Origin of the sequence: Blautia sp. MSJ-36 (assembly GCF_018917985.1) — a bacterium.
Taxonomy (GTDB): domain Bacteria; phylum Bacillota; class Clostridia; order Lachnospirales; family Lachnospiraceae; genus Blautia_A.
Window position 1 is genome coordinate 208,956 of record NZ_JAHLPQ010000002.1, and the last position, 24,260, is coordinate 233,215.

Annotated in this window: 20 protein-coding genes and 1 tRNA gene; 9 read left to right on the forward strand and 12 right to left on the reverse strand. The window is 44.0% G+C overall.

What is annotated here, in order from left to right:
• Nucleotides 1–113: 113 nt before the first annotated feature.
• The 12 genes from KQI39_RS03180 to trmB all read right to left on the reverse strand — a co-directional run bounded on the left by KQI39_RS03180 (nt 114) and on the right by trmB (nt 14,970).
• On the reverse strand, nt 114–734 hold the full coding sequence (locus KQI39_RS03180) for an ERCC4 domain-containing protein (RefSeq protein ID WP_216416395.1): 621 nt from the start codon (nt 732–734) through the stop codon (nt 114–116).
• A 174-nt stretch (nt 735–908) separates the two neighbouring features.
• Nucleotides 909–2,558 carry a DNA primase family protein gene (locus KQI39_RS03185; RefSeq protein ID WP_216416398.1) on the reverse strand — a complete coding sequence of 550 codons (1,650 nt, stop codon included), beginning with the start codon at nt 2,556–2,558 and terminating at the stop codon, nt 909–911.
• Between the two features lie 395 nt (nt 2,559–2,953).
• A complete protein-coding gene (locus tag KQI39_RS03190; protein ID WP_216416400.1) occupies nt 2,954–4,411 on the reverse strand; it encodes a TniQ family protein in 1,458 nt (485 codons plus the stop codon).
• Nucleotides 4,408–5,673 carry an AAA family ATPase gene (locus KQI39_RS03195; RefSeq protein ID WP_253293042.1) on the reverse strand — a complete coding sequence of 422 codons (1,266 nt, stop codon included), beginning with the start codon at nt 5,671–5,673 and terminating at the stop codon, nt 4,408–4,410. The genes KQI39_RS03190 and KQI39_RS03195 overlap by 4 nt, the downstream gene beginning before the upstream one ends.
• 17 nt (nt 5,674–5,690) lie before the next feature.
• Entirely contained in the window at nt 5,691–7,493 is a 1,803-nt protein-coding gene (locus tag KQI39_RS03200) for a Mu transposase C-terminal domain-containing protein (RefSeq protein WP_253293043.1), read from the reverse strand.
• Nucleotides 7,494–7,521: 28 nt separating this feature from the next.
• Complete coding sequence (locus tag KQI39_RS03205; RefSeq protein WP_216416409.1) at nt 7,522–7,869, reverse strand: hypothetical protein; 348 nt, start codon at nt 7,867–7,869, stop codon at nt 7,522–7,524.
• Between the two features lie 705 nt (nt 7,870–8,574).
• Nucleotides 8,575–10,152 (reverse strand): glutamine-hydrolyzing GMP synthase, encoded by a 1,578-nt coding sequence (gene guaA, locus KQI39_RS03210; RefSeq protein ID WP_118062570.1) that lies wholly within the window; start codon nt 10,150–10,152, stop codon nt 8,575–8,577.
• A gap of 81 nt (nt 10,153–10,233) precedes the next feature.
• Nucleotides 10,234–11,814, reverse strand: coding sequence for an alanine/glycine:cation symporter family protein (locus KQI39_RS03215; RefSeq protein ID WP_216416411.1), 1,581 nt, complete (start codon nt 11,812–11,814; stop codon nt 10,234–10,236).
• Between the two features lie 736 nt (nt 11,815–12,550).
• Nucleotides 12,551–12,623: transfer RNA gene (locus KQI39_RS03220), tRNA-Lys, on the reverse strand.
• Between the two features lie 87 nt (nt 12,624–12,710).
• Nucleotides 12,711–12,884, reverse strand: a complete 174-nt coding sequence (locus tag KQI39_RS03225; protein ID WP_161206342.1) for a hypothetical protein — start codon at nt 12,882–12,884, stop codon at nt 12,711–12,713.
• Between the two features lie 90 nt (nt 12,885–12,974).
• Nucleotides 12,975–14,303 carry an MATE family efflux transporter gene (locus KQI39_RS03230; RefSeq protein ID WP_216416414.1) on the reverse strand — a complete coding sequence of 443 codons (1,329 nt, stop codon included), beginning with the start codon at nt 14,301–14,303 and terminating at the stop codon, nt 12,975–12,977.
• Nucleotides 14,304–14,313: 10 nt separating this feature from the next.
• Nucleotides 14,314–14,970: a tRNA (guanosine(46)-N7)-methyltransferase TrmB gene (trmB, locus tag KQI39_RS03235; RefSeq protein ID WP_216416418.1), complete on the reverse strand. Its 657-nt coding sequence runs from the start codon at nt 14,968–14,970 to the stop codon at nt 14,314–14,316.
• 618 nt (nt 14,971–15,588) lie between these two features.
• Here trmB and KQI39_RS03240 point away from each other — a divergent pair.
• The 9 genes from KQI39_RS03240 (at nt 15,589) to KQI39_RS03280 (ending at nt 24,136) form a co-directional block, all read left to right on the forward strand.
• Entirely contained in the window at nt 15,589–15,909 is a 321-nt protein-coding gene (locus tag KQI39_RS03240) for a hypothetical protein (protein ID WP_021653134.1), read from the forward strand.
• Nucleotides 15,910–15,928: 19 nt separating this feature from the next.
• Complete coding sequence (locus KQI39_RS03245) at nt 15,929–16,972, forward strand: V0D/AC39 family V-type ATPase subunit (protein ID WP_216416421.1); 1,044 nt, start codon at nt 15,929–15,931, stop codon at nt 16,970–16,972.
• Between the two features lie 18 nt (nt 16,973–16,990).
• Nucleotides 16,991–18,931 (forward strand): V-type ATP synthase subunit I, encoded by a 1,941-nt coding sequence (locus KQI39_RS03250; protein WP_216416424.1) that lies wholly within the window; start codon nt 16,991–16,993, stop codon nt 18,929–18,931.
• 67 nt (nt 18,932–18,998) lie between these two features.
• Nucleotides 18,999–19,430: an ATP synthase subunit C gene (locus KQI39_RS03255; RefSeq protein WP_195566107.1), complete on the forward strand. Its 432-nt coding sequence runs from the start codon at nt 18,999–19,001 to the stop codon at nt 19,428–19,430.
• Between the two features lies 1 nt (nt 19,431).
• Entirely contained in the window at nt 19,432–19,740 is a 309-nt protein-coding gene (locus KQI39_RS03260; RefSeq protein ID WP_021653137.1) for a V-type ATP synthase subunit F, read from the forward strand.
• A 12-nt stretch (nt 19,741–19,752) separates the two neighbouring features.
• The gene (locus tag KQI39_RS03265; protein ID WP_216416428.1) at nt 19,753–20,340 is read left to right on the forward strand and encodes a V-type ATP synthase subunit E; all 588 of its coding nucleotides are present in this window, start codon (nt 19,753–19,755) and stop codon (nt 20,338–20,340) included.
• Nucleotides 20,333–22,102 carry a V-type ATP synthase subunit A gene (locus KQI39_RS03270; protein WP_216416431.1) on the forward strand — a complete coding sequence of 590 codons (1,770 nt, stop codon included), beginning with the start codon at nt 20,333–20,335 and terminating at the stop codon, nt 22,100–22,102. The genes KQI39_RS03265 and KQI39_RS03270 overlap by 8 nt, the downstream gene beginning before the upstream one ends.
• A gap of 15 nt (nt 22,103–22,117) precedes the next feature.
• Nucleotides 22,118–23,500, forward strand: coding sequence for a V-type ATP synthase subunit B (locus KQI39_RS03275; RefSeq protein WP_015525388.1), 1,383 nt, complete (start codon nt 22,118–22,120; stop codon nt 23,498–23,500).
• Between the two features lie 12 nt (nt 23,501–23,512).
• Nucleotides 23,513–24,136, forward strand: a complete 624-nt coding sequence (locus tag KQI39_RS03280) for a V-type ATP synthase subunit D (RefSeq protein WP_173762233.1) — start codon at nt 23,513–23,515, stop codon at nt 24,134–24,136.
• The last annotated feature ends 124 nt before the right edge of the window (nt 24,137–24,260 follow it).

The following is a 24,260-nucleotide window of genomic DNA, read 5'->3' on the forward strand; positions in this document are numbered from 1 at the left end:
CCAAATTACGACCTGAATTTTGAGCATAGCCAAAAAAGCCACAGATCCGCTACCAGCGAAGGGGATATATTCCCTCCCGGTAACAGATCCGTGGCTCATTTTTTTATGCAGGCTCAACTACAAAGGATAAACTCATCATCACAAATGTCTGATTCCTGCATCAAATAATTTTCAATCACGTCTGCCAGATTTGTACTATTCGCCAGCACAAAGCTGCACCCATATTTTCTCTGAAACTCGGTCATTCTATCCAACATTCTTTTTCCATATCCTTCAATATTGTTAAGTCCTTTATATTCCAGCAAATCCCAAAAACTCTTAAAATCATCATCTGCGATTACAATATACAGTTTGATATTCATGTTCTGAGCTCTTTGTAATTCACGTTCAAAACGATAACGATTCCCATACGCCCCCAAGAGCAAATTACCTCCAAGCTCCAGAAAGCTCCGCTTGGTATCAATTGCAACTGAATATGTACCCAGCACATCGTCTGAAAAAACTCTGGAACTTGTATCTTTATTATTGTTACGTGTTATTAAATTCATATAATCTTCATTCATTCGAAGATTCTGAATTTTTTTATATTTAGAAGATACTACACAGTAATCTCCTACCGGAAGTCTACATGAAATCATTTCATGTCCACGTCTTGCAAGTTCATCTACCTCCGGATGTTTTCCGGTTTTTTGTCTGTTATCTACAAAAATAGAAAAATTTCTTTTATTCAACATAATAGAAAACTCCTTTTTTATATATAAGACACCTCGCATCTCACTTTTCACTCTTAAATCTGAGAATTAACAAATGTATATAATACAGAAATACAAAAAAGTTTAGTTTAAAAGTGAAAAAGTGAGTATTTGAGGATTATTTGTTAAAATGTTACAAACTGTATGACTTACCTTTTACTTTCTCAGCAAGCCACGATATCTGAGATTCAGTCTCGGATGACATTTCTTGTTTTCATCGTTTCCCTTGTACAACGGATTCATCCACTCTGTCAGATTATATTCTGCAATCAACGGTTCACAGGCATCCATCTTATCTTCTGTCAGAATCTGTTTACTCTTATCTTCGCATGTCCATGTATCAGAATTGCGAATAATGTTCAACAGATCTGCAATAAATGTATTACGTCCCTGTACTGTTCCATTGGGATTGTTACGTTTACTCCATGCTGTATAGAGATCGTAAAGAAACTGGAATGGCAGAAGATTCCACCGACACTCCGGCAAGATCTCAGCACAAAACTGACGTACCGGATCATTGGCTTCTTTATATTCTTCCAGTGCATTCACACACACTTCCGGAATATCGAAATCATCAAAGTCTGTATTCAGTGCCTTGTACAAAAAATATTCAAGAACTTCTTTTCTTCCGATGTAATCATCTTTGATGTATGTTCTCTCTTTTCCAAAAAAATACGCCATAAATGGAATGAAGATCTGTCTCCTGTAAAAGGAATCACTTTTGTCCTTCACCCTCGGCATGTCGTTCAGACACTGTACCATGAAACCGCTAAACCGATATGCAACAGGCTGTTTATATTTCTGGTTCAGCAAAATTACATCTTTTGTAACAATCGCTTTCAGGTTCGCAGCCTTGTCAATATAAACCATGTCATTCTCATCTGTCAGAATTGCAGATGCAGTCATAATCGTTGACAGTTTATAATCATTTGACATTTCATCCAGTGACAGTGAGATTGCATTTTCATTTCCGATCAGGTTTCTCAGCACCTGTACATATGTACCTTTTCCATTGCAGCCTCTTGTTTCGTAAAGCCATGCTGACTTGTTAAACTTCTTCCCCCGGCGTAACACCGCTGCCATAACCTGCCACAGCAACTTTCTTACGCCCGGATCTTCTGAAAGACTGTCAATAAATTCTTCCGGACTCCAATCTGTACCATCTTCATCATTGTGAATAATGATGTTCTGGGCGTTTGGATTGTAGTCAACTGGTGATTTTCCAACGAACACTTCATCCGGTGTAAATGGAAGAAGTTCTTTTGTTTTATAATTGAACAATCCATTGTTTACCGCTACCAGTTCTTCCTTCTGGCACGGAGATACAAATGGGGCTTCACTTTTGAGACTCTTCATTACTTCTTCTCTCTCTTTTGAAGTGATAGCATAATTGAATCTCTTCATAATGTGATAAAACTCATCTTCATCACAGGTGTATGTCCCTTTATATCTTCCTTCTTCATGATAAATTGCCAACAGACAGGTATCCGAAGATTTTTTCTCTGTATAACATACATTTACGATTCTATACATTTTCCTCATAAATGTTTCAATGATCTGTGGCGAAGGACTCTGCATGTACTTGAATTTATTTCCCGAAACCCTCATTACGTTTTCAGTCGTCACATGGTTTGTCAGGATCTGCAAAAACGTAGCTTCGACCTTTTCCGGATCTACATTCGGGAAGTCAGGCAATGCTTCAATTGTTTCATTTACAACTTTCTTTAACAGCTCACTCTGTGTACAATAATAGCCGTTCAGCATTGGAGGACTGTTTGTTCCTGTATTTTCTTCATTAACTTCCATAGTTTATAATTCCTTTTTTTATATTTTTTGAACGTTCAAAATGTTTTTTACTGTCGACATTCTTACCTTAACACACTTCTTTCTCGAAGACTTCCCAAACAATTTTCTAATGTTGCTGAATAAACGCTACATAAAATTCAAAAAAATAGGGACGCTTCATTCACGCCCCTATCTGGTCTTTAGATTAGCTTTTGTAGATATTTCCCTGTTATTTCTTTTTGTGCATATTGCTATTTTTGTTGAAATATTTCCCCGAAAATCCCCGTTTTTATACCCATTTTCATGCCCTTTTTCCTCCCGATCCGCTCATCATAAGGCTGCATGTAGCATTCAGAGTTTGTGCACTTTTTTACCTTGTCTCTTCCATGTATATTGACGGATCTGCAATTCTTATTTTAAAGAAGACTTTTTATCAGTGCTGTTGTTGCCGGATCTGTCTGTGTCTCAAGATATGGAATACAAGACAGAAAGTTTTTCTTTCGTAGATTTGTCAATCCCCTTACTTTTTTCCAGTTTACCACATCATCTCTTCCCTGAATCTGTTGTACCGCCCACACTACCTCTCTCGCCCAAAATCGGGGATAACTTTCCTGATGCTTCTGTATTTCTTTCTTACACAACTGTAATTTTTCAATCTGCTTCGCTGGAATCCCTAATTTTTTCTCAACTGCATTTACTGTAATCCTGCCCGGTCTGCCATCTCTCTCTTTATTTTCCCATAGTTCTTCGATTGTTTGCTTCACAGCTGGTAAAATTTTCCTGTCAATTTCTTCCCAATTCTTTGATTTTACACCAGCTTTTACGCTCGATACATTTTGTTTTTGTCCAACTTTTTTATAACGCCTCTCACCGATACTCTTCACTGTATCGTAAGAAGCCCCAAGACTTTTTGCTATCTCCGGATATTTCATTCCTTTTTTATGAAGCCTGTAAATTTCCTTCTCAAATAATTCTGTCTGCCGGATCAGTGGCAGTTTTCGGTTTACCAGTTTATCCGGCTCTATTCCCAAAAACATTCCCAGCATACTCACATCCTGTATTCTGTATCTGTCATTGGTGAAGACTTTCTGTATCTGCCACAGTTCCGTAAAATCATTCTCCTGTAACTCCTGATAATATCTCATAAAATCCTGATGAAGCAATCCGATATTTCTTTGTTCCCCTCGCAATGAAAGATACTTTGTACCTTCCATCTGTGTATGAAGAAATTCTCCTACAGATACATCATTGTCCATATCAATCTCTGTCTGAAATACATTTGTTATGTATTGTGATAATCTTATTTCCATTTTATCACCACAATATCTTACCTCCTGATTTTCCGGGATACTCTCTTCTGCGGTAAGAAATGCCGGAGTAGCTTTTCCACTAACAAATACATCTGTATCTTCCAGATAACATTTATGCTCAGAACATATCCGAACTGCACCGATCTGCCAAGTTCTATGCCAGTAGGTTTCCCCATATCGCTCTCTATCCTTTTTCACACAAACCGGACAAAATCTCAATCTTCTTTTTTCTTTCCCTTTGGGAATGGCAAGAAGATTCTGGTGTTTTCCACCCATTTGTACCAGTGAACAAAAAGCAGCTTTTCTTCTCTCGTATGGCAGGAATATCCCATATGCAGGGAACATAGTATGCTTTTTCACTAATGTTTCCACAGGCACTCTCAGTATATCCACCACTTCTTCTCTATATCTGTTTATAAATTCTATATCCGGTCTCACCAACGGATCTTTAAATATTTCCTCTGCGGATGCCCGGTATAATAAGTTCCCGGATCTACTGTGATACCTGCTGAAAAGACTGTAAACAAGTTCATCCGGATATAATTCAGGCATAAAACCAATCATGCGACCACCTCCACTTGTATATGTTCTGAAAGCAGTTTTGTAATTTCCAGTCCTTCCTGTTTTGCTCTTTCTGCAAGCGTTTGGATCAGCGATTTCTGTATTACAAGATTTGCGTTTTCTTCCCCAACTTTTTCCGGAATCTTTTTTGCTGCATGTTTTTTCTTTCTTTTACTTGTCTGCGAAGTAACAGATGGAACTATGTAATTGTGTAGCATTCCCATTCTCTCTTCGTATACCTGCTGTAAAACAGCTATATCCAGACATTCCGTTCCTGTTAAAATTGCAAGCTCCTGTGCATCATGGATCAGCGTCACTACAATAGAAATCACACCTGCACTGTGTTCATACAACCATTGCACCAGTACATCCGTCAGCTCTGTGTGATATCTCACATACTGATATTCAAATAAAATACTGCATACCTCCCTAAAATATTCATCATAAGACAGTGATCCATATTTCAATCCAAGGCTTCTACGTGCAAGCTGCATTGCCTGTTCAAAAAAGATCTCACTTTCCGGAGTTCCGACCATACAAATAGAGATTCCGCTGTTATTGATGAGTTGTGTAAGTGAACCTATTAAACTTCTTCCATTTTTGCTGTTCACCACATTCTGTATTTCATCTACGACCAGCACACCTACATGATTCAGACAAACCTGACTGACTGTTCCGATCAGCATATCTGTAGTTGCTTTTGCCCGGATCGCATTTTGGTAATAATGAGTTTCTAATTCTTCATCCACTTTTCTTAATATCTCCACTAACATTCCCTTTACGGAACTGTCGAACGGACACTGTACGCTGATACATGGTATGATTTTCAAATATGGTTCTTCTAATTCCATCACAATGTCCGCACCTATCAGACTCAGGACTCTGGAAATAGCAGATGATTTCCCGATACCGCTTTTTCCAATGATTGTAAAGCTGTCTGCACCACCGATAATACCACTATACATTTGATTCCCACGTGTATTCGCTGCCATTTTCATGTTTTTCTTATTATTGTTCAGTTGCTGAATTGCCAGCTTTGTTCCCTTCTTCTGTAAAGAACGGATAATTGCCAGATATAATTTATTATAGATTTCCTCTGACATCTGAGAGGGAAGATAAATGTTATACAAATCAGAAAGTTTCAAAAGACGCTGTGCAGCTGTCCCACCCCTTCGCAGTTCTTCATCATATTCCGGCAGTATCTCCATTTTCCGAAACAATTCTTCTCCTGACAGCATTTCCGGAATGTTTTCAATTATCTTCATGGAATCATACATCTTGTTTACCTCTCTTCCTGATATATCTGTATATAGTTCTTATGCGTTTTCCGTTCTTCTCGCTTTCTGTTCGCTCTGATGTTTTTGAGTGGATTTTTTACTGTATTATCTGCATTTGTTACCCTGCTCACATCAACGATTGCTTCAATGCTCCTTGCAAGTTTCACTTGTGCCTGTAAATTCTCTTCCTTCTGACTCAACACACTTCTTTTCTGTCCTGCCTGAACTTCCTGCACGTAATCCAGATCCCGACCTGCAAAGCGGCTCTCAATCAGTTCAAAACGCACATACTTTCTGTTCTTCTCAATCAACCATACATAAGATACATCGTCTGGATTATATGCAACCGTAGCTTCTCCACCCTTCAAATACCTTTCTGTATAGTTATCATGTCTGTACCGTAACTTATTTACCTGTAGTCCCTGTCTGTTAAATTTTCCGGTTGTCCTCGGCAGTAAACACATCACAACTTCCTGTCCTGATATTTCTATCAGATTTGCACCGATCTTCTGTCTCTCATACTTCCAGACTTCACTTGCTGTCAGCTTTACCCCTGCATCTATCATTTCTTTTGTAATGGGAAAATTTTCAAGTGTACGGGCTGTATTGTAATAAAGAATGCAGTGCAACAAAATCTTTTCAAACTGTTCTAAGGTCAGACACGCATCTTTCCTGTAATCATGTGCCCCTCTTTCCTGAAAGTCCGGCTCTATCACTCCTTTTCCTTTCAGATACGGTTTATAGGTACTCTGTATGAGATCGAAAAATTTTTCTACAGATCCCTTCAACTCTGGTCTGTAAGCTGGAAGGTTAATAATAGATACACCAAAATCTGTAAGCTGTTCAAAGTTTTCCGAAGCATACTCACTTCCTTTATCTGTAACCAATGTTCCCGGCAGTTCTTTACAATCCCATTCTTTCTCTGTAATATCAATCCCATGTTTCCTGCAATGCTCTACTTTATCTGTTACAACATTCAATATCAAACCTCTAAGGCTGTATGTTCCACCTTCCCATCCGAGAGAATATCCGCAGCACATAGAGCTATACGCATCTATACATGCTGTCAGGACAGGTCTTCCTATCAGTTCTCCCCTCTCATTAACAAGGTATATATCACAGATGGTAGAATCTAACATACCGACACCAATATTCCGGGCAAACTCCTGCACTCCTTCCCCCAGTAACGGTCTGTAATCTCTCTGATACTTCTTCATTCCTTCCCTCGAAATGTAAAAGTTCTGTATGTTCTTCGTCTTTTTATAAAAATACCGGAACTGGTGAATAGATGGATGTGGGAGTAAGTTTCCCTCTGCATCTGTATATTTTTCTTTCAGCATCATGGTATATGCAGTTGATAGCGTGTTCTGGTGCTTCGTATAAAAGAACTTATTCAAAGCCCAACGCATCACTTTTTCATCTGGTGTGAGTGACTTTTCTTTTTTCTGCTTCGGTACAAGTACAGACATATCCTGATACACCAGATACAGGCAGAGCGTATTTCTTATTGTCTGTTTGCTGTAATGTCTTAATTCAGATATCGTGCCGATCATACGTCTACGTTCTTTCACATCACCAATAAACGGCAAAACACCGGCGATCAGAGAAAAATGCTCCTGCATATACTTCTTCTGTGTACCTTCCAAATCATCCTCAGACGGATAAATTCCTGTACTTTCCCACAATTCCTGTTCTGTAATAAGTATCCAGTTCTCAAACAACTTTACTTCCTTCCACTCCGGCATCTTACGTTTAATACAGTCAATGACAAGCACCGATGCTTCCCCAATCTCTAATACTCGGATCATTTCTGTACCCTGCTGATTCTTCAAAAGACTATTTTTCTTCATCAATCACAATCCCCCAATCCTGTACTCCTAACCCCAGCCAGTATTCCCGGCTTGCATCAAGCAGTTTGTCTGTAAGTGGTTTTGTCAGATGCTTTCGCTCTACACACTCCCTGACCATCAAATGATTTCCTATTTTCGTACATACAAAGTCGGATGTATACGCTCCCTCTTCCAATCCATCCATAAGCACATTACAGCGAATCTCCTGTATCTCTGTATTCTCTTCTAACATCCTCAAATACTTCTTCTGGATTTCGCTGTACAGCCTGCATACCTCTTTACACTTACTGACAGATACTTTTTCACAACGTCCTTTGTAGTTCTTTTTCTTCATTTTGACTTCCTCCTGTTTTCCCAAAAATCTTCCCAAAAACGAATTATTTTTCCCAAAAACAGAAAAAATCTTCCCAAAAACAAGAAATCTTTCCCAAATTTGATTTTTGGGGATTTACAGAAAATACTCGCAATCCCTTTATTTACAAGGCTTTCAAGCATTTCCCCAATTTTTCCCAAAAACACTTTTCAAAAAACACTATGTTAATCAGCAAACAGCATTAGCGTCTTTTTTGTAAAGTTCGTTATCCTGTTCCTTCTCAACAGACGGATGATTTGTTGGTATATTTTCGTATTCAATTTTTCCTACCTACTATGTCTGATTCAGCCCTTCTCTCTCCCACTTTCCGACTAACTCCACCCTCCTTTTTCGCTCCATTTCTTGCCTCTGAGTGCCCTTTTTAGCCCCTTTAAGATCTGCCGGAAATCCGTTGAAATCCTGTTGAAACCCGCATATTTGCTGGGATTCTGAGTAGTTCTGGGGGTATCTCCGGGTAACTCTGGGATAGCTCCGGGGTGACTCCCAGACCGCCTCATGACCGCCTCATCTCGCTGCACACAAACAGTCTTCTCAATCTGAGATAACCGGGGTTCAGGCAACAAAAAAAGAGCCCTGAATCTACTATGTAAATTCAGGACTCCAAAATTTCTCAGAGTACTTATTTTTGCTAATTACACGCTAATGGTTGGTGCTGATTAACATCCGCTACTCAAACTCAATCGTTCCAGGCGGCTTACTGGTAAGATCATAGAATACGCGGTTTACGCCCTTAACTTCATTAATAATACGGTTCATCACCTTATTAAGTACTGCATAAGGAATCTCTGCGGACTCGGCAGTCATGAAGTCAATGGTCTTGACAGCACGGAGTGCTACTGCGTAATCGTAAGTTCTGAAGTCTCCCATTACACCTACGCTTCGCATATTTGTCAGGGCTGCGAAGTACTGGTTTGGCATCCATGATGGGTCTTCTCCGTGTTCTTTTTTGTAGTCGGCGGCTGCTTTGTCGACTTCTTCACGGTAGATGTAGTCTGCATCCTGTACGATGCGTACTTTTTCTTCAGTGACTTCTCCGATGATACGGATTCCAAGTCCCGGGCCTGGAAATGGCTGACGAAATACCAGTCTTTCCGGAATTCCAAGCTCAAGGCCGGCTTTACGAACCTCGTCTTTGAACAGGTCTCGGAGTGGCTCGATGATTTCTTTGAAATCAACGAAATCCGGAAGTCCTCCTACGTTGTGGTGAGATTTGATCACTGCGGATTCTCCGCCAAGACCGCTCTCTACAACGTCCGGATAAATAGTTCCCTGTGCAAGGAAATCTACGGCGCCGATCTTCTTGGCTTCTTCCTCAAAGATACGGATAAATTCCTCACCGATGATCTTACGTTTCGCCTCAGGCTCTGTAACACCTGCAAGCTTGTCGTAATATCTCTGCTGTGCGTTTACACGGATAAAGTTCAGGTCAAACTGGCCGTTCGGTCCGAATACACCTTCAACCTCATCACCCTCATCTTTACGGAGAAGGCCATGATCTACAAATACGCAGGTAAGTTGCTTGCCGATCGCTCTGGAAAGAAGTCCTGCTGCTACGGAGGAATCTACACCACCGGACAGAGCAAGAAGAACTTTTCCGTCGCCGACTTTCTCACGGATCTCTTTAATTGTGTGCTCAACAAAGGCATCCATCTTCCAGTCTCCGGCACATTCACAGACACCAAGTACGAAGTTGGACAGCATGGTCTTTCCTTCAACTGTGTGCAGTACTTCCGGATGGAACTGAATCGCATACAGTTTTTTCTCCTCATTCTGTGCAGTTGCTACCGGACAGTCTGCAGTGTGTGCAGCGATCTCGAATCCCGGTGCAGCCTGAGAAATGTAATCTGTATGGCTCATCCAGCAGATTGTTTTGTCGGATACGTTTTTGAAGATCTTGGAATCTTTTTTATCAATGAGAAGCTCTGTCTTGCCGTACTCGCTGACATCTGCTTTCTCAACTTTTCCGCCAAGGACATGCATCATGAGCTGTGCTCCGTAGCAAAGTCCAAGTACCGGAATACCAAGCTCGAATAATTCTTTCTGGTAAGTCGGTGAATCTGCCTCATAGCAGCTGTTTGGTCCGCCGGTAAGGATGATTCCCTTCGGATTCATCGCTTTAATCTTCTCAAGATCTGTCTTGTAAGAATAGATTTCGCAATATACATTGCATTCTCTGACACGTCTTGCAACCAGCTGATTGTACTGACCGCCAAAATCAATGACAATAACTAATTCTCTTTTCAAGGCTTTCCTCCTGTTGTTTATAACATCTTTAGAATCTGTTACTCATTATAAATGAGTGTATGCACTTTTACAATGCTAATTTTATCTCACGCCGGAATTTTTATTTTCCGGTAAATTTTTCACGGCTTTTTTTGCCTGCTCATCCCAGTAAGCGCAGTCATTTCTTCCAATTACCTCCGATGTAAACGGAGTGCCGTCATTCTTTTTGTAATGTCTTGTAGCACGGAAAACATATTTCGCGCCGACATAAACGATCGGTACGTTAAAGAACACGATCAGAATATTTCCAAGGTCAGAAAACGCCCAGAGATTTCCAAGTTCCAGTCCTGCAATATTGCAGAGGATTCCAAATGCGGCAACAAAAAGGCCGATACAACGTACAATATTGATGCAGATCTTATCCTTGCGGATACGATTTGCCGCGATTTCCGAAAAACTGATCATTCCCAGAAGGCAGGTAAACGCAAACAGGCAGAAACACAATGTCACAAGAAATGTAACGATTCCGTTCATTGCAGTTCCCGGAGTCAGCACAGCGATAGATTCCGTATATTTCGGAAGTTTATCAAGAGCCTGCCAGTTTTCCGCATCCGCACCGGTCCAGCAATGAGCCATAACTACCACAAATCCGGTAAGTGTGCAGATCACGATGGTATCCAGAAAAACTCCCAGGGAGGCGATCACACCCTGCTCACATGGGTGTTTTGCATCTGCTGCCGCCGCTGACATTGTAATAGTTCCCTGACCTGCCTCATTGGACATCAGGCCTCGTTTTACACCCTGTGCAAGAACCGTTCCAAAAACACCACCAAAGAATGCGTCCGGCTTAAATGCTCCTGCAAAAACGCTTCCGAAGAAATAAGGAATGCGGGTAAAGTTCAATATTATAAGAAGTAATACTACTACCATATAGAGCACCGCCATCACCGGCACCATCATATCTGTCCATTTGGAAACTTTTTTAATTCCGCCAAATGCGATGGCTGCTGTGAGAACTACGATCAGTGCTCCTACTATATAATAGAAGGCAGATCCGCTTGCAATGGTTGTTCCGGTTACAATCTCTGCCATACGTCCCACTGAGGAAACAACATTAAATCCCTGTGCAGGCAGACAGCAAAGAGCATACAGAATATACAATACGGAAAGAAAAACTCCGATCCAAACTTTGTTTCCCAGAAGTTTTCTTCCATAGAAAGGAAGACCTCCTACAAACTCGTCGTCTTTTTTCTCTTTAAAAATCTGGGCAAGGACACCTTCCATATATGCCACTGCCATTCCGAAAAATGCGGAAATCCACATCCAGAACAAAGCTCCCGGGCCGCCCACTGCAATAGCACCTGTTACACCCAGAATATTTCCCGGTCCTACACGCATGGCCGAACTTAAGAAAAACGATGCCAGCGGCGAAATTCCTGTTTCAACGACACGTTTCTCGGTCATAGTCCGGATTCCTTTTTTAAAATAGGTCACCTGCATGAACCCAATCCTGAAACTGAAAAAAATTCCGGATCCAAGAAGCAGTATGATCGCAAAGGATATGTTTCCCAGAATGGGAATGCTGCTGTACCAGTCAAAATTTGTAGGAAAATCCCACAGAAAATCAGACAGTGGACCGATAAAGCTGAACACTCCGTTGATCGCCTCAAACACTCTCTCCATAGCTATTTCCTCCCTTTTTATCTGAAGGTCTCAGAATTGAATACAGACAGGCATTCCCATCCGTCACCTTTCATTTCCGCTTCAGATTTTTATGCTATGGTTTATTATACCGTATCGCCTTGCAAAAGTCCTCTTAATTTTTAGTATTTTTAAGTAAATTCCAGAATTTTCCATCCTTATGGTCTTTTTCGCATCCGCTTGCAGATTAGTCTGAACAAACACTCGGGGAGTTTCGCAGGATTTCACAAGACTTTATGAGATATTTAGATTTTAATCACAGATTTTTAAAATGCTTCTCACAGTTCCATCACATTTTGACGGTATATTATTAAGCAAATAAAGCACAAAGCTTTTTCATCTTATAGATCATTACTTATTTTTCTTTTCATACTCTGCCGGGTCCGTTCCAAGACCCGGCCCTCCTTTTTTCTGAGATATTCTCCCATACATTCCGCTCCTGATCATCCTTCCTTTTTATCTTCTTACAAACTCCCATCGTATACCATTCTTTCTTTATCCAAAGGATCTATACCTATAATCATGGTGTCTAAATCGGACACTCTGATCACATCTGATGATCGGCATTTTACTGTTTCCCGATTTTACCCCGATTTCGTTTCATTTCACTCCGTCCAGACAAAACCTCAAAAATTCCTGAACACGCATAAACACTGATTTCAAGCACAAAAAAACACCGTCCCCGCAGCTCCCATGTCTGCAAAAACAGTGCTTTTAGTGCGTCTTCAGGGGTTCGAACCCTGGACACCCTGATTAAGAGTCAGGTGCTCTACCAACTGAGCTAAAAACGCATATTTAATTGTTTGTCTTTCGTTTGTTTCGTTCCTCAAGACATGTTGTATTATACGTTATGGTTCGATGAAAGTCAACACCTTTTTTTAATTTTTTTTATTTTTATCTTTTTTATTTTTTGTATCTTCATTTGATGCAATTTTATTCAGTGTTTTTTCTATTTCTGACAGCGAATTTCTGATCTGGGCTGCCTGATTGTTGATGCTGCGGTTTACACTGTTGAGATTTCGTCGGAATGAACCGGATTTTCTTTTTTTCAAGCTTTCTTTCCCCCTTTTCCTTATTTATTATATGAAAACAGGCCGGTCAATTTCCCGATCAGCCTGAAAAAAATCTTATTCACAACAAATTTAAAACTCTACGGACTTCCACCACCGCACAACCAGCACCACTGCAAGCGCCGCGGTCAGCAGATCCGAAATCGCCTGGGATGCCAGAACACCATGGTATCCGGCAACTCGAAGTGCCACATTCAGCACAATAGCAAAGATCACACCCTGTCTGCTGACGGACAAAAGAAACGCTCCTACTGCCTGTCCTGCTGACTGAAAGGTACAGGTACTGATCAGCACAACTCCCATAAACACCATACCTGCCAGCTGCAGGCGCAGCATCAGTGCGCCGTTTTCCACAACCGAAGGATCACTCATAAAGATCCGCACCAGCTGCGGGGCAAAAAATCCAAGTACAGCCATCAGGACAAGAGCCAGCCCGCCCTCAAACAGATATGCAAATTTCAGCGTTCCCTTCAGTCTCTCGCGGTTTTTCGCACCATAATTGTACCCGATCAGCGGCTGCCCGCCAAAAGCAAAGCCAACAAGCACCAGCGCCGCGATCATATTGATCTTCATGACGATACCCATAGCCGCAACTTTATCATCACCGAATCCCAACAACGCACGGTTGGTAAGAGCAATCCCGATACTCTGCATCAGATTTGTCACCGACGCCGGAATCCCAATTGCAAAAACCGCTCCGATTTCCGCCCCTGAAATATGAAATCCCTTAGGGTTCACAGAGAGATTTCTGCTCTTCTTAATAAGAAACCACACAAAAAAAATATCCGTACATACATTTCCGATCACCGTAGCTGTGGCAGCACCTGCCGCACCCCAGCCAAGCCCGAAGATCATCACCGGGTCCAGAATGATATTCACAACCGCACCAAGCACAGAACCGATCATAGATGCTGTGGCAAAACCCTCTGTACGCAGCTGATTGGACGGCGTCAACGCCACAATGATAAACGGAGCGCCCAGTGCGATACAGGTATAATACTGAGAAGCATACTCCCAGGTTGCCTCACTTGCACCCAGCAACCCCAGAATAGGGCTTCGCAAAAGCATCAGAACAACGGTAACCACCACACCGCAGACAATGGCCCCATAAAAACTGAACACACTGATCCTCTTCGCATCCTCGAATTTCTTTTCCCCGAAAAGCCTGGAAATAAAAGAACTTCCGCCCAGGCCAAAAATATCTCCAAGGGCGATCATCAGCGTAAAGATCGGCGTACCCAGTGTAACACCCGCCACCAGATCCGTATTTCCGGTTCCCGCAATAAAATAAGTATCTACCATATTATAGATCAGCGAAATCACCATACTGAACACAACCGGAAGCGCCAGCTTAAAATACGCCTTCGGAATCGGATACTTTTCAAAAATCTCTTCCTGCATTTTATCGCCTCTATTTCTGTCTGATCACCATCTTGCAGATCGGATTACCCATGGAAGAAAACTTCTCCTCATACTCCGTCATCACGTTCCCCTTCACCAGTTCCTCATCATGATGAAGATCAAAGGTACAAACCTCCAGATTCCAGTCAGACTCCTTCACCTCTTCCAGAGAAAACTCAAACAATCCACGGTTATCCGTCTTAAATTCCACAGCACCCTCTTTCTTCAGAACCTGCTCATATCTCTTCAGAAACTCCCTGGAAGTCAGTCTTCTCTTGGCATGGCGGGCCTTCGGCCACGGATCAGAAAAATTCAGATAAATCCCGTCAACCTCATCCTTCTCAAAAATCTCCGGCAAAAGCCTTGCATCCACACGGATGAACACCAGATTGGAAAACTCCTCCCCGGCCTCCTCAAGCTCCTCCCTCTTCTGAAGCGCCCGAAGCAGCACACTGTCATACATCTCGATCCCAACATAATTCCTCTCCGGATGCAGCCGCGCCATATCCATCAGGAAACGCCCTTTTCCCATGCCAACCTCAAGAAAAAGCGGTCTCTTCTCCCCAAAAACACTCTCCCATTTCCCTTTAAACCTCTCCGGCTCATCAATCACCCAGTCACACTCCAAAATCGCATCCTTCGCCCCGGGAATATTACGTAATCTCATAAATAACCTCCAAATTAATCTTCTATAATATACAAATCAAATAACTACCTCTCGCAGCCAGCAAAGCCTCTATAACAATTCCCCAAATCAATGAAACCACTATAATACATCCGCCACCAGCCACACAAACCAGAACACCTGCACAGATCCAAAAAATCATCATTCCTCTTCCAGAATATCCGATCCCCCCTATGCAAGACATCCCAATATTCAACTATACATGTAACCCCCACCCCGCCGCAAGCAAAAAATAAAAAAATTATCAACCAGGCGACAGCAACGCGCCTCGCCGTCCACATCCAACACCATCCGCATCCACACACATCGGCTCAACCTCACACATCCAACACCGCAGAATCCATACACAAGTCAACAACCTCACACCACCACAACCAAGAACTCCTAAAAAAAAGCCCGAGGGGTGTGCAGAGGGGCCATGGCTTTATGGCCCCTTTGCGGTTTTCCTCTTTTTCCACAAACCCCCAAAAAAATGTCTTTTTACCCACATTTCTCTCAAAAGTTTGCATAAAAATTAACACAATTTTAGTTGTTTTTACCATAAAAAAGGTGTATCATATAAAAATCAATTATAAACAATAAACAAACAAGGAGGGCGCTATGGAACAAATCCTAAATAAGCTTTCGGAAATCGAAGCTACAGCCAATGCCATCATGCAGGACGCTGCGCGACAGAAACAGGCTCTCTCGGAAGAAGCAGAAAAACAGACAAAAGAATTCGACGCTTCACTTGAAAAAGAAACCAGCGACGAGATCCGGAAGATCCGTGAAGATCTGGCCCGTGAGAAAGACGCCCGGATCAATGAGCTTCGTGCAGAAACCGAAGACCAGCTTTCCAGGCTGGATGCCTATTACGAAGCCCATCACGAAAGTCTTTGCAGTGAGCTGTTTCAGAAAATAACAGGCATCACCGAAACCTGAAGGGAAAGGAAGTGATTCAATGGGCACTGTCCTCTCATACAGCGGACTCTCCACCAAGATCCGCGCCATGCAGAGCAGGCTTGTGACAGATGAGCAGCTGGAAGAAATCGTTCAGCTTCCCAATGTCCCCCAGGTAACAGCCTACCTGAAACGGACTCCCGAATATCAGAATATCTGGTCCGGTCTCGATGAAAATGATCTTCACCGCGGACAGATAGAAAAACTCCTGAAGAAATCCATCTTCCTGAATTTTTCAAGGCTTTACCACTTTGCAAATCAGGAACAGCGAACGTTCCTGTCGCTTTACTCGAAGCGTTATGAGATCCGCGTCCTGAAAGAGATCATGACGAATCTCTTTGACCACCGGGACACCGATCCCGTGGATATTTCTCCCTACCGCGATTTTTTCAGACATCATTCCAAGCTGGACATTGACAGGCTTGCTGCCTGCACCAATATGGATGAATTCATTGCGGCACTGAAGGGAAATGATTTTTTTATTCCGCTGTCTCAGGTCAATGAACGTGGAAATGCCACGCTTTTTGACTTCGGCATGGCACTTGACCTTTCGTATTTTTCACAGATCTGGAATGTGCGGAAGAAGCTTTTCAAAGGTAACGATCTGAAACAGATCACCAAGGCTTACGGTGAAAAATTCGATATGCTGAACCTGCAGTTCATCCAGCGCTCCAAACGCTGCTTTCAGATGGAACCGGCTTCTATTTACGCATTGCTGGTCCCCATGAACTACAAGCTCCGCAAAGAAGAGATCACCACCCTTGTGGAGGCCCCTACACCGGAAGAGTTCCGTCGTATCTTCAATGGAACTTATTATGGTAAGAAATACGAACAGCTGTCCGTCGCCAGTCTGGAAGAATTTTATAACTATATTCTTCGCAGCATACTGGAACAGGAAGCACGCAAGGATCCCTACTCCGTGGCAGTCATCTATTCCTATTTATATCACAAAGAACATGAAGTCAACCGTCTGACCATTGCCCTTGAGTGCGTGCGCTATGGCGTGGACCCAGAACAATCCCTGCGTTATATACGCAACGGTTAATAACCAGGAGGTAACAACGTGATTGAAAAAATGAATTTTCTGAGCATCACCGGTCCCAAAGCAGATATCGACCGGGTTGTAAACACCTACCTGTGCAAGTACGAGATCCATCTGGAAAACGCTCTCTCAGAGCTGACCACAGTAGAAAGTCTGACGCCTTTCCTGGAGGTCAACCCCTACAGAGATGCCTTAAATTCCATCAATACCATTTATGAGGAGCTGAAAACTCCTCCGGCCACTTCCAACAGAAGCCCGGGTATTGAAACAGCACTTTCCACAGTAAAGGAGATCCGCTCCCAGGCGGATCAGCTCCAGAAGGAACAGTCCGAACTGGAAGAAACATGTTCCTCTCTGGAAGAGTCACTGCGGATCATACGTCCCTTCCGAAATATTGATTATGATATTTCATCCATACTTCATCTGAAGTATATCCATTTTCATTTCGGACGTATCGAGAAACAGTACTATGAGAAATTCAAGAAATATATTTACGACAATCTGAACACGATCTTCCTTAAATGCGATGAAGATGACCAATACGTCTGGGGCGTTTACTTCGTACCGAAGCATGAAGCGCACAAAATCGATGCCGCCTACTCTTCCATGCACTTTGAGAAGATCTTTGTACCGGATAATTATACCGGAACTGCCCAGCAGGCATTTTCAAGCGTAAGCAAACAATACGAGGATGCCCTGAAGCATCTGGAATCACAGAAACAGAAATACCAGAGATTTCTTGCGGATCAGGCAGAAACCATCGTTACCGCCAGAAACACGCTTCTTCAGTTTTCCAGAAATTTCGATGTCCGGAAAGCGGCAGCCTGCACCGGAAAGCATGAGAATTTTTATATTCTCTGCGGCTGGATGACAGAAGCCGACACCAGAGCTTTTCAGGCTGATATCTCATCCGACGAAAAAATCTTCTGTCTGGTAGACGGAGAAGATACCAACACGCCGGAGCACGACCAGAACCATCAGCCGCCGACCAAGCTGAAGAACCCGAAGCTTTTCAAGCCCTTTGAAATGTATGTAAAAATGTACGGACTTCCCGCCTATGGCGAGATGGACCCCACCTGGTTTGTTGCCATCACCTACTCCTTTATTTTCGGAGCCATGTTCGGTGATGCCGGCCAGGGACTCCTGCTTTTTATCGGCGGATTGCTCCTGTACAAGCTGAAGCATATCGATCTTGCCGGAATCATCAGCTGCGCCGGAGTATTTTCCACATTTTTCGGTCTGATGTTCGGAAGCATCTTTGGATTTGAGGATATCATACCTGCTCTGTGGTTACGACCTGTGGACAGTATGACGACCATACCTTTTATCGGAAAACTGAATACCGTATTTATCGTTGCCATCGGCTTCGGCATGGGAATCATTCTCCTGTGCATGGTTTTCAACATCATCAATTCGTTTAAGATGCACGATGTTGAAAAAACCTGGTTTGACACCAACGCGGTGGCAGGACTTGTATTTTATGGTTCCGCAGTTCTCTGCATCGGACTTTTTGTGTCCGGACATGCAGTTCCAGGCGGCGCAGTCCTTGCTATTATGTTCGGTTTACCGCTGCTTCTGATCTTCTTCAAGGAGCCGCTCACAAACCTGGTAGAGAAAAAAGCCGAGGTTATGCCAAAAGAAAAAGGCATGTTTATCGTACAGGGTATCTTTGAACTGTTCGAGGTTATCCTGAGCTACTTTTCCAACACACTCTCCTTCGTGCGTATCGGCGCTTTTGCAGTCAGCCACGCAGCCATGATGGAAGTTGTACTTATGCTTGCGGGTGCGGAGAACGGTAGTCCAAACTGGATCGTCATCATTCTCGGAAACCTGTTTGTATGCGCCATGGAGGGCCTGATCGTAGGTATCCAGGTACTCCGTCTGGAATATTACGAAATGTTCAGCCGTTTTTACAAAGGCAGCGGCCGGAAATTCGAGCCGTTCTGCTCAAAAAACAAATAAAATGCCAGCATCAGAACTCCTTCTGATCCAGGCAGCCAATTAAACGAATATTAAGGAGGTCATCATCATGACAGTCATTACACAGATCACAATCGCAGTTGCACTTGTACTCAGCATCATTCTTCCATTTGGATATTATCTTCTCGGCGAAAAAAGCCGTGGCCGCTACAAAACAGCTCTTGGTGTTAACGCCTTTTTCTTCTTCGGTATCATGCTTATTGCCATTGCCGTAACATTTGCAGGCGGAGCTTCCGTACAGGCTGCTACAGGCGCTGACGCAGGCCTTGCAACAGGTATGGGTTATATCGCAGCAGCACTTGTTACCGGACTTTCCTGTATCGGTGGTGGTATTGCCGTTGCCAGTGCGGCAAGCGCAGCCCTTGGAGCAATCAGTGAGGATCAGAGCATCCTTGGTAAATCCCTTATCTTCGTAGGTCTTGCCGAAGGTGTTGCTCTTTATGGACTGATCATCTCCTTCATGATCCTGGGTAAACTTTGATATGAAAATGTATCTGATCAGTGACAATATTGATACTCTGACAGGAATGAGACTGGCCGGTGTAGAAGGTGTGATCGTCCATGAACACGACGAGCTGAAAGAAGCCCTGGAGCGCACCATCGCGGATAAAGAAATCGGAATCATACTCCTGACCGAGAAATTCGGCCGGGAGTTTCCTGAGATCATCGATGATGTCAAACTTCATCACAAAACACCTCTCATCATTGAAATTCCTGACAGACATGGTACCGGCCGCAGGCCTGATTTCATTACTTCCTATGTAAATGAGGCCATCGGATTAAAATTATAGGCAGGTGATATTATGACAATCGAAGAGAAGCTTACACACTTCTATGACACCTCCGTGGAAGAAGCCCGCCGTCAGGCGGAAAAAGATGTCCAGGAGCACAAGGAATCCCTGGATGCCGCACTGGAGGAACATAAAAAAATGTCTCTGGAAAACGCTGCCAGCTCCCGTAAAGCCGAAATCGCAAACGCAAAACGTGAGATCAACAAGGCACTTTCCGCAGAGCAGCTTCACATCCGGCGTGACTGGACTGCCAGACAGAGCCGCTTAAAAGAAAAACTTTTTGCTGAAGTCCGGGAACAGATCCTGAAATTCATGGAATCTTCCCGTTATGAAGAATATCTTTGTACAAAAATTGAAGAAGCTGTCTGCTTCGCGGAACACGATGAGATCCAGATCTATCTTTCAAAAGAAGATGAACCTCGTCTGAAATCTCTCACTGTAAAAACCGGCTTTCCGCTGAAGCTTTCCGACGAGTCCTTTATCGGCGGAATCAAGGCGATCATCCCTGAAAAAAACATCCTCATAGACAATTCCTTTGAGGAAGGTTACCAGGCAGCTTACAGAGAATTCAAATTTGACGGAGGTCCAGCACATGAGTAAAACAGGTATTATCTACGGTGTTAACGGTCCTGTTATCTACTTAAAGGGCGACACCGGATTCAAGATCTCCGAGATGGTCTATGTAGGCCCTGAAAAACTGGTAGGCGAAGTCATCGGTCTTAAGAAACATATGACCACCGTACAGGTTTTTGAGGAAACTACCGGACTGAAACCCGGAGAAACCGTAATCGGAACAGGAGACGCTATTTCCGTTCTCCTTGGACCGGGAATTATCCACAATATTTTTGACGGTATCCAGAGACCTCTGGCAGAAATTGCCCAGGCCTCTGGAAAATATATTTCCCGTGGTGTCAGCGTTGACTCTCTTGATACAGAGAAAAAATGGGAAACACACATTACTGTAAAAGAAGGCGATGTCATCGGCGCAGGTACGGTTATCGCCGAGACACAGGAAACCGCTTCTATCCTTCACAAATCCATGGTTCCGCCCACGATCACACACGGAACTGTTATCCATACCGCTCCTGACGGAGCTTATACTGTTCTGGAACCCATCGTTACCGTTCGTCTTGATGACGGAACCGAAAAAGAGCTGGCACTTGCCCAGAAATGGCCGATTCGTGTGCCGAGACCGACCTACAAACGTTTCCCGGCAAGCGTTCCGCTTCTTACCGGCCAGCGTATCCTGGATACTCTTTTCCCCATTGCCAAGGGCGGCACTGCTGCTGTTCCGGGCGGATTCGGAACCGGAAAAACCATGACCCAGCACCAGATCGCCAAGTGGTCTGACGCCGATATCATCATCTACATCGGCTGTGGTGAGCGTGGAAACGAGATGACACAGGTTCTTGAGGATTTCAGCAAACTGATCGACCCGAAATCCGGAAACCTGATGATGGACAGAACCACCCTGATCGCCAACACTTCCAACATGCCGGTTGCAGCCCGTGAGGCTTCTATCTATACCGGTGTTACCCTTGCGGAATATTACCGCGATATGGGTTATGACGTAGCGATCATGGCAGACTCCACATCCCGATGGGCCGAGGCTCTCCGTGAGCTTTCCGGACGTCTGGAGGAGATGCCTGCAGAGGAAGGTTTCCCTGCATATCTGGCAAGCAAACTTTCCGCATTCTATGAGCGTGCGGGAATGATGCAGAACCTGAACGGAACAGAAGGTTCCGTCTCCATTATCGGTGCGGTTTCCCCACAGGGCGGCGACTTCTCAGAGCCTGTTACACAGAATACGAAACGATTTGTCCGCTGCTTCTGGGGACTGGACAAGGCCCTTGCTTATGCCCGCCATTTCCCTGCTATCCAGTGGCTGACCAGTTACAGCGAATATCTGGAGGACCTGACTCCCTGGTACAGAGAGCATGTTTCCCCGAAATTCGTCTACGACAGGAACCAGATCATGGCAATCCTCAACCAGGAAAGTTCTCTTATGGAAATCGTCAAACTGATCGGAAGCGACGTTCTTCCGGATGACCAGAAACTGACGCTGGAGATCGCCAGAGTCATCCGTCTGGGCTTCCTGCAGCAGAACGCTTTCCACCAGGAAGACACCAGTGTTCCTATGGAAAAACAGTTCCTGATGATGGAAACCATCCTCTATCTCTACGAAAAATGCCGTGCCCTTGTAAACCGTGGCATGCCGGTTTCCGTGCTGAAAGAGGATAAGATCTTTGAACGTATCATCGCCATCAAATACGAAGTTCCAAACAAAGAGCTGGAGCGTTTTGATGAATATCATAAAGATATCGACCGCTTCTACGACAACGTACTGGAAAGAAACGGTTAAAGGAGGGATCAGTTTATGGCAATCGAATATCTTGGCCTGAGTGAAATAAACGGCCCTCTTGTTGTCCTTGAGGGTGTTAAGAATGCATCTTACGAGGAGATTGTGGAATTCCACATGGAAGACGGCACCCAGAAAATCGGCCGTATTGTGGAAATCTATGAGGACAAAGCCGTTATCCAGGTTTTTGAGGGAACTGATAATATGTCCCTCGGCAATACACACACACGTCTTACCGGACATCCTATGGAGATCGGGCTTTCCCCGGAGATCCTGGGGCGTACCTTTAACGGTATCGGCCAGCCTATTGACGGTCTTGGCGAGATCACACCGGAAGTCAGCCTGAACATCAACGGACTTCCTCTGAACCCGGTAACCCGTGAATATCCACGAAACTATATCAATACCGGTATCTCCGCCATTGACGGACTGACCACCCTGATCCGCGGCCAGAAGCTGCCGATCTTTTCCGGAAACGGTCTTCCACATGACAAGCTGGCTGCACAGATCGTTCAGCAGGCTTCCCTTGGCGCAGACTCCGATGAGAAATTCGCCATTGTTTTTGCGGCAATGGGTGTTAAATACGACGTAGCTGAATTCTTCCGCAGAACCTTCGAGGAAAGCGGTGCATCCGACCACGTTGTAATGTTTTTGAACCTTGCCAACGATCCGGTTGTAGAGCGTCTTCTGACACCGAAGATCGCCCTCACAGCCGCTGAGTATCTTGCTTTTGAAAAAGGCATGCACATCCTGGTTATCCTGACTGACATCACCTCCTTCTGCGAGGCTATGCGAGAGGTTTCCTCCTCAAAAGGTGAGATTCCTTCCCGAAAAGGTTATCCGGGATATCTGTACAGCGAGCTTGCAACCCTTTACGAACGTGCGGGAATCGTCCGTGGCGGCACCGGTTCTGTAACCCAGATCCCGATCCTGACCATGCCAAACGACGACATCACCCACCCGATTCCTGACCTTACCGGATATATCACCGAGGGCCAGATCGTACTGGACCGTCAGCTTCATGGACAGGCGATCTACCCACCGATCAACGTTCTGCCGTCCCTGTCCCGTCTGATGAAGGACGGTATCGGTGAAGGCTTCACACGTGCCGACCATCAGGATGTTGCCAACCAGCTCTTCTCCTGCTACGCAAAAGTAGGCGACGCAAGAGCCCTGGCATCCGTTATCGGCGAGGACGAGCTTTCTCCGCTGGATAAACAGTATCTTGTATTCGGAAAAGCTTTCGAGGCAGAGTTTGTAGGACAGTCTGAAACCGAAAACCGAAGTATCATCGAAACTCTGGATAAAGGCTGGGAACTTCTGGGACTTCTTCCAAGAGAAGAGCTTGACCGTATCGATACCAAAGTTCTGGATCAGTATTACAGGGAAACCGTCCGTTAGTGAGGTGATTTTATGGATCCGAATACCTTTCCCACCAAAGGAAATCTCATACTTGCAAAAAATTCTCTGGCTCTTTCCAGACAGGGCTATGAGCTTATGGACAAAAAGCGTAATATCCTGATCCGTGAAATGATGGAGCTGATCGACCAGGCAAAGGATATCCAGGCCCAGATTGATGAGACTTTCCGCACCGCCTACGCTGCTTTGCAGAAAGCAAACATGGAGATCGGAATCGCTTTTGTAGATCAGATCTCCCATACCGTTCCTGTGGAAAATTCCATCCGGATCAAAACCAGGAGTGTCATGGGAACCGAGATCCCGCTTGTGGAATACGATAAAAAAGCCGGCAATACACCGACCTACGCCTACTACAGCACCAAGCTGTCTCTGGACGAGGCCAAGGCAGCCTTCGAGCGTGTAAAAGAGCTGTCCATTCAGCTCTCCATGATCGAAAACGCAGCCATCCGTCTTGCCACCAACATCAAAAAAACACAGAAGCGTGCCAACGCCCTGAAAAACATCACCATCCCCAGATATGAAACTCTCACCAGGGATATTACCAATGCCCTGGAAGAAAAAGAGCGTGAAGAGTTTACCCGTCTGAAGGTGATCAAACGTATGAAACAGGGAGGATAAGCAGATTTATCCACACTTATCCACACCTGAAAATGACTTTTCAACACGTTACAGTGCCCGTTTTATCCGGGCACTGTTCTTTTTTTGCTCACATTTCCATACATCTGATAGTGTTCCTTTTGAA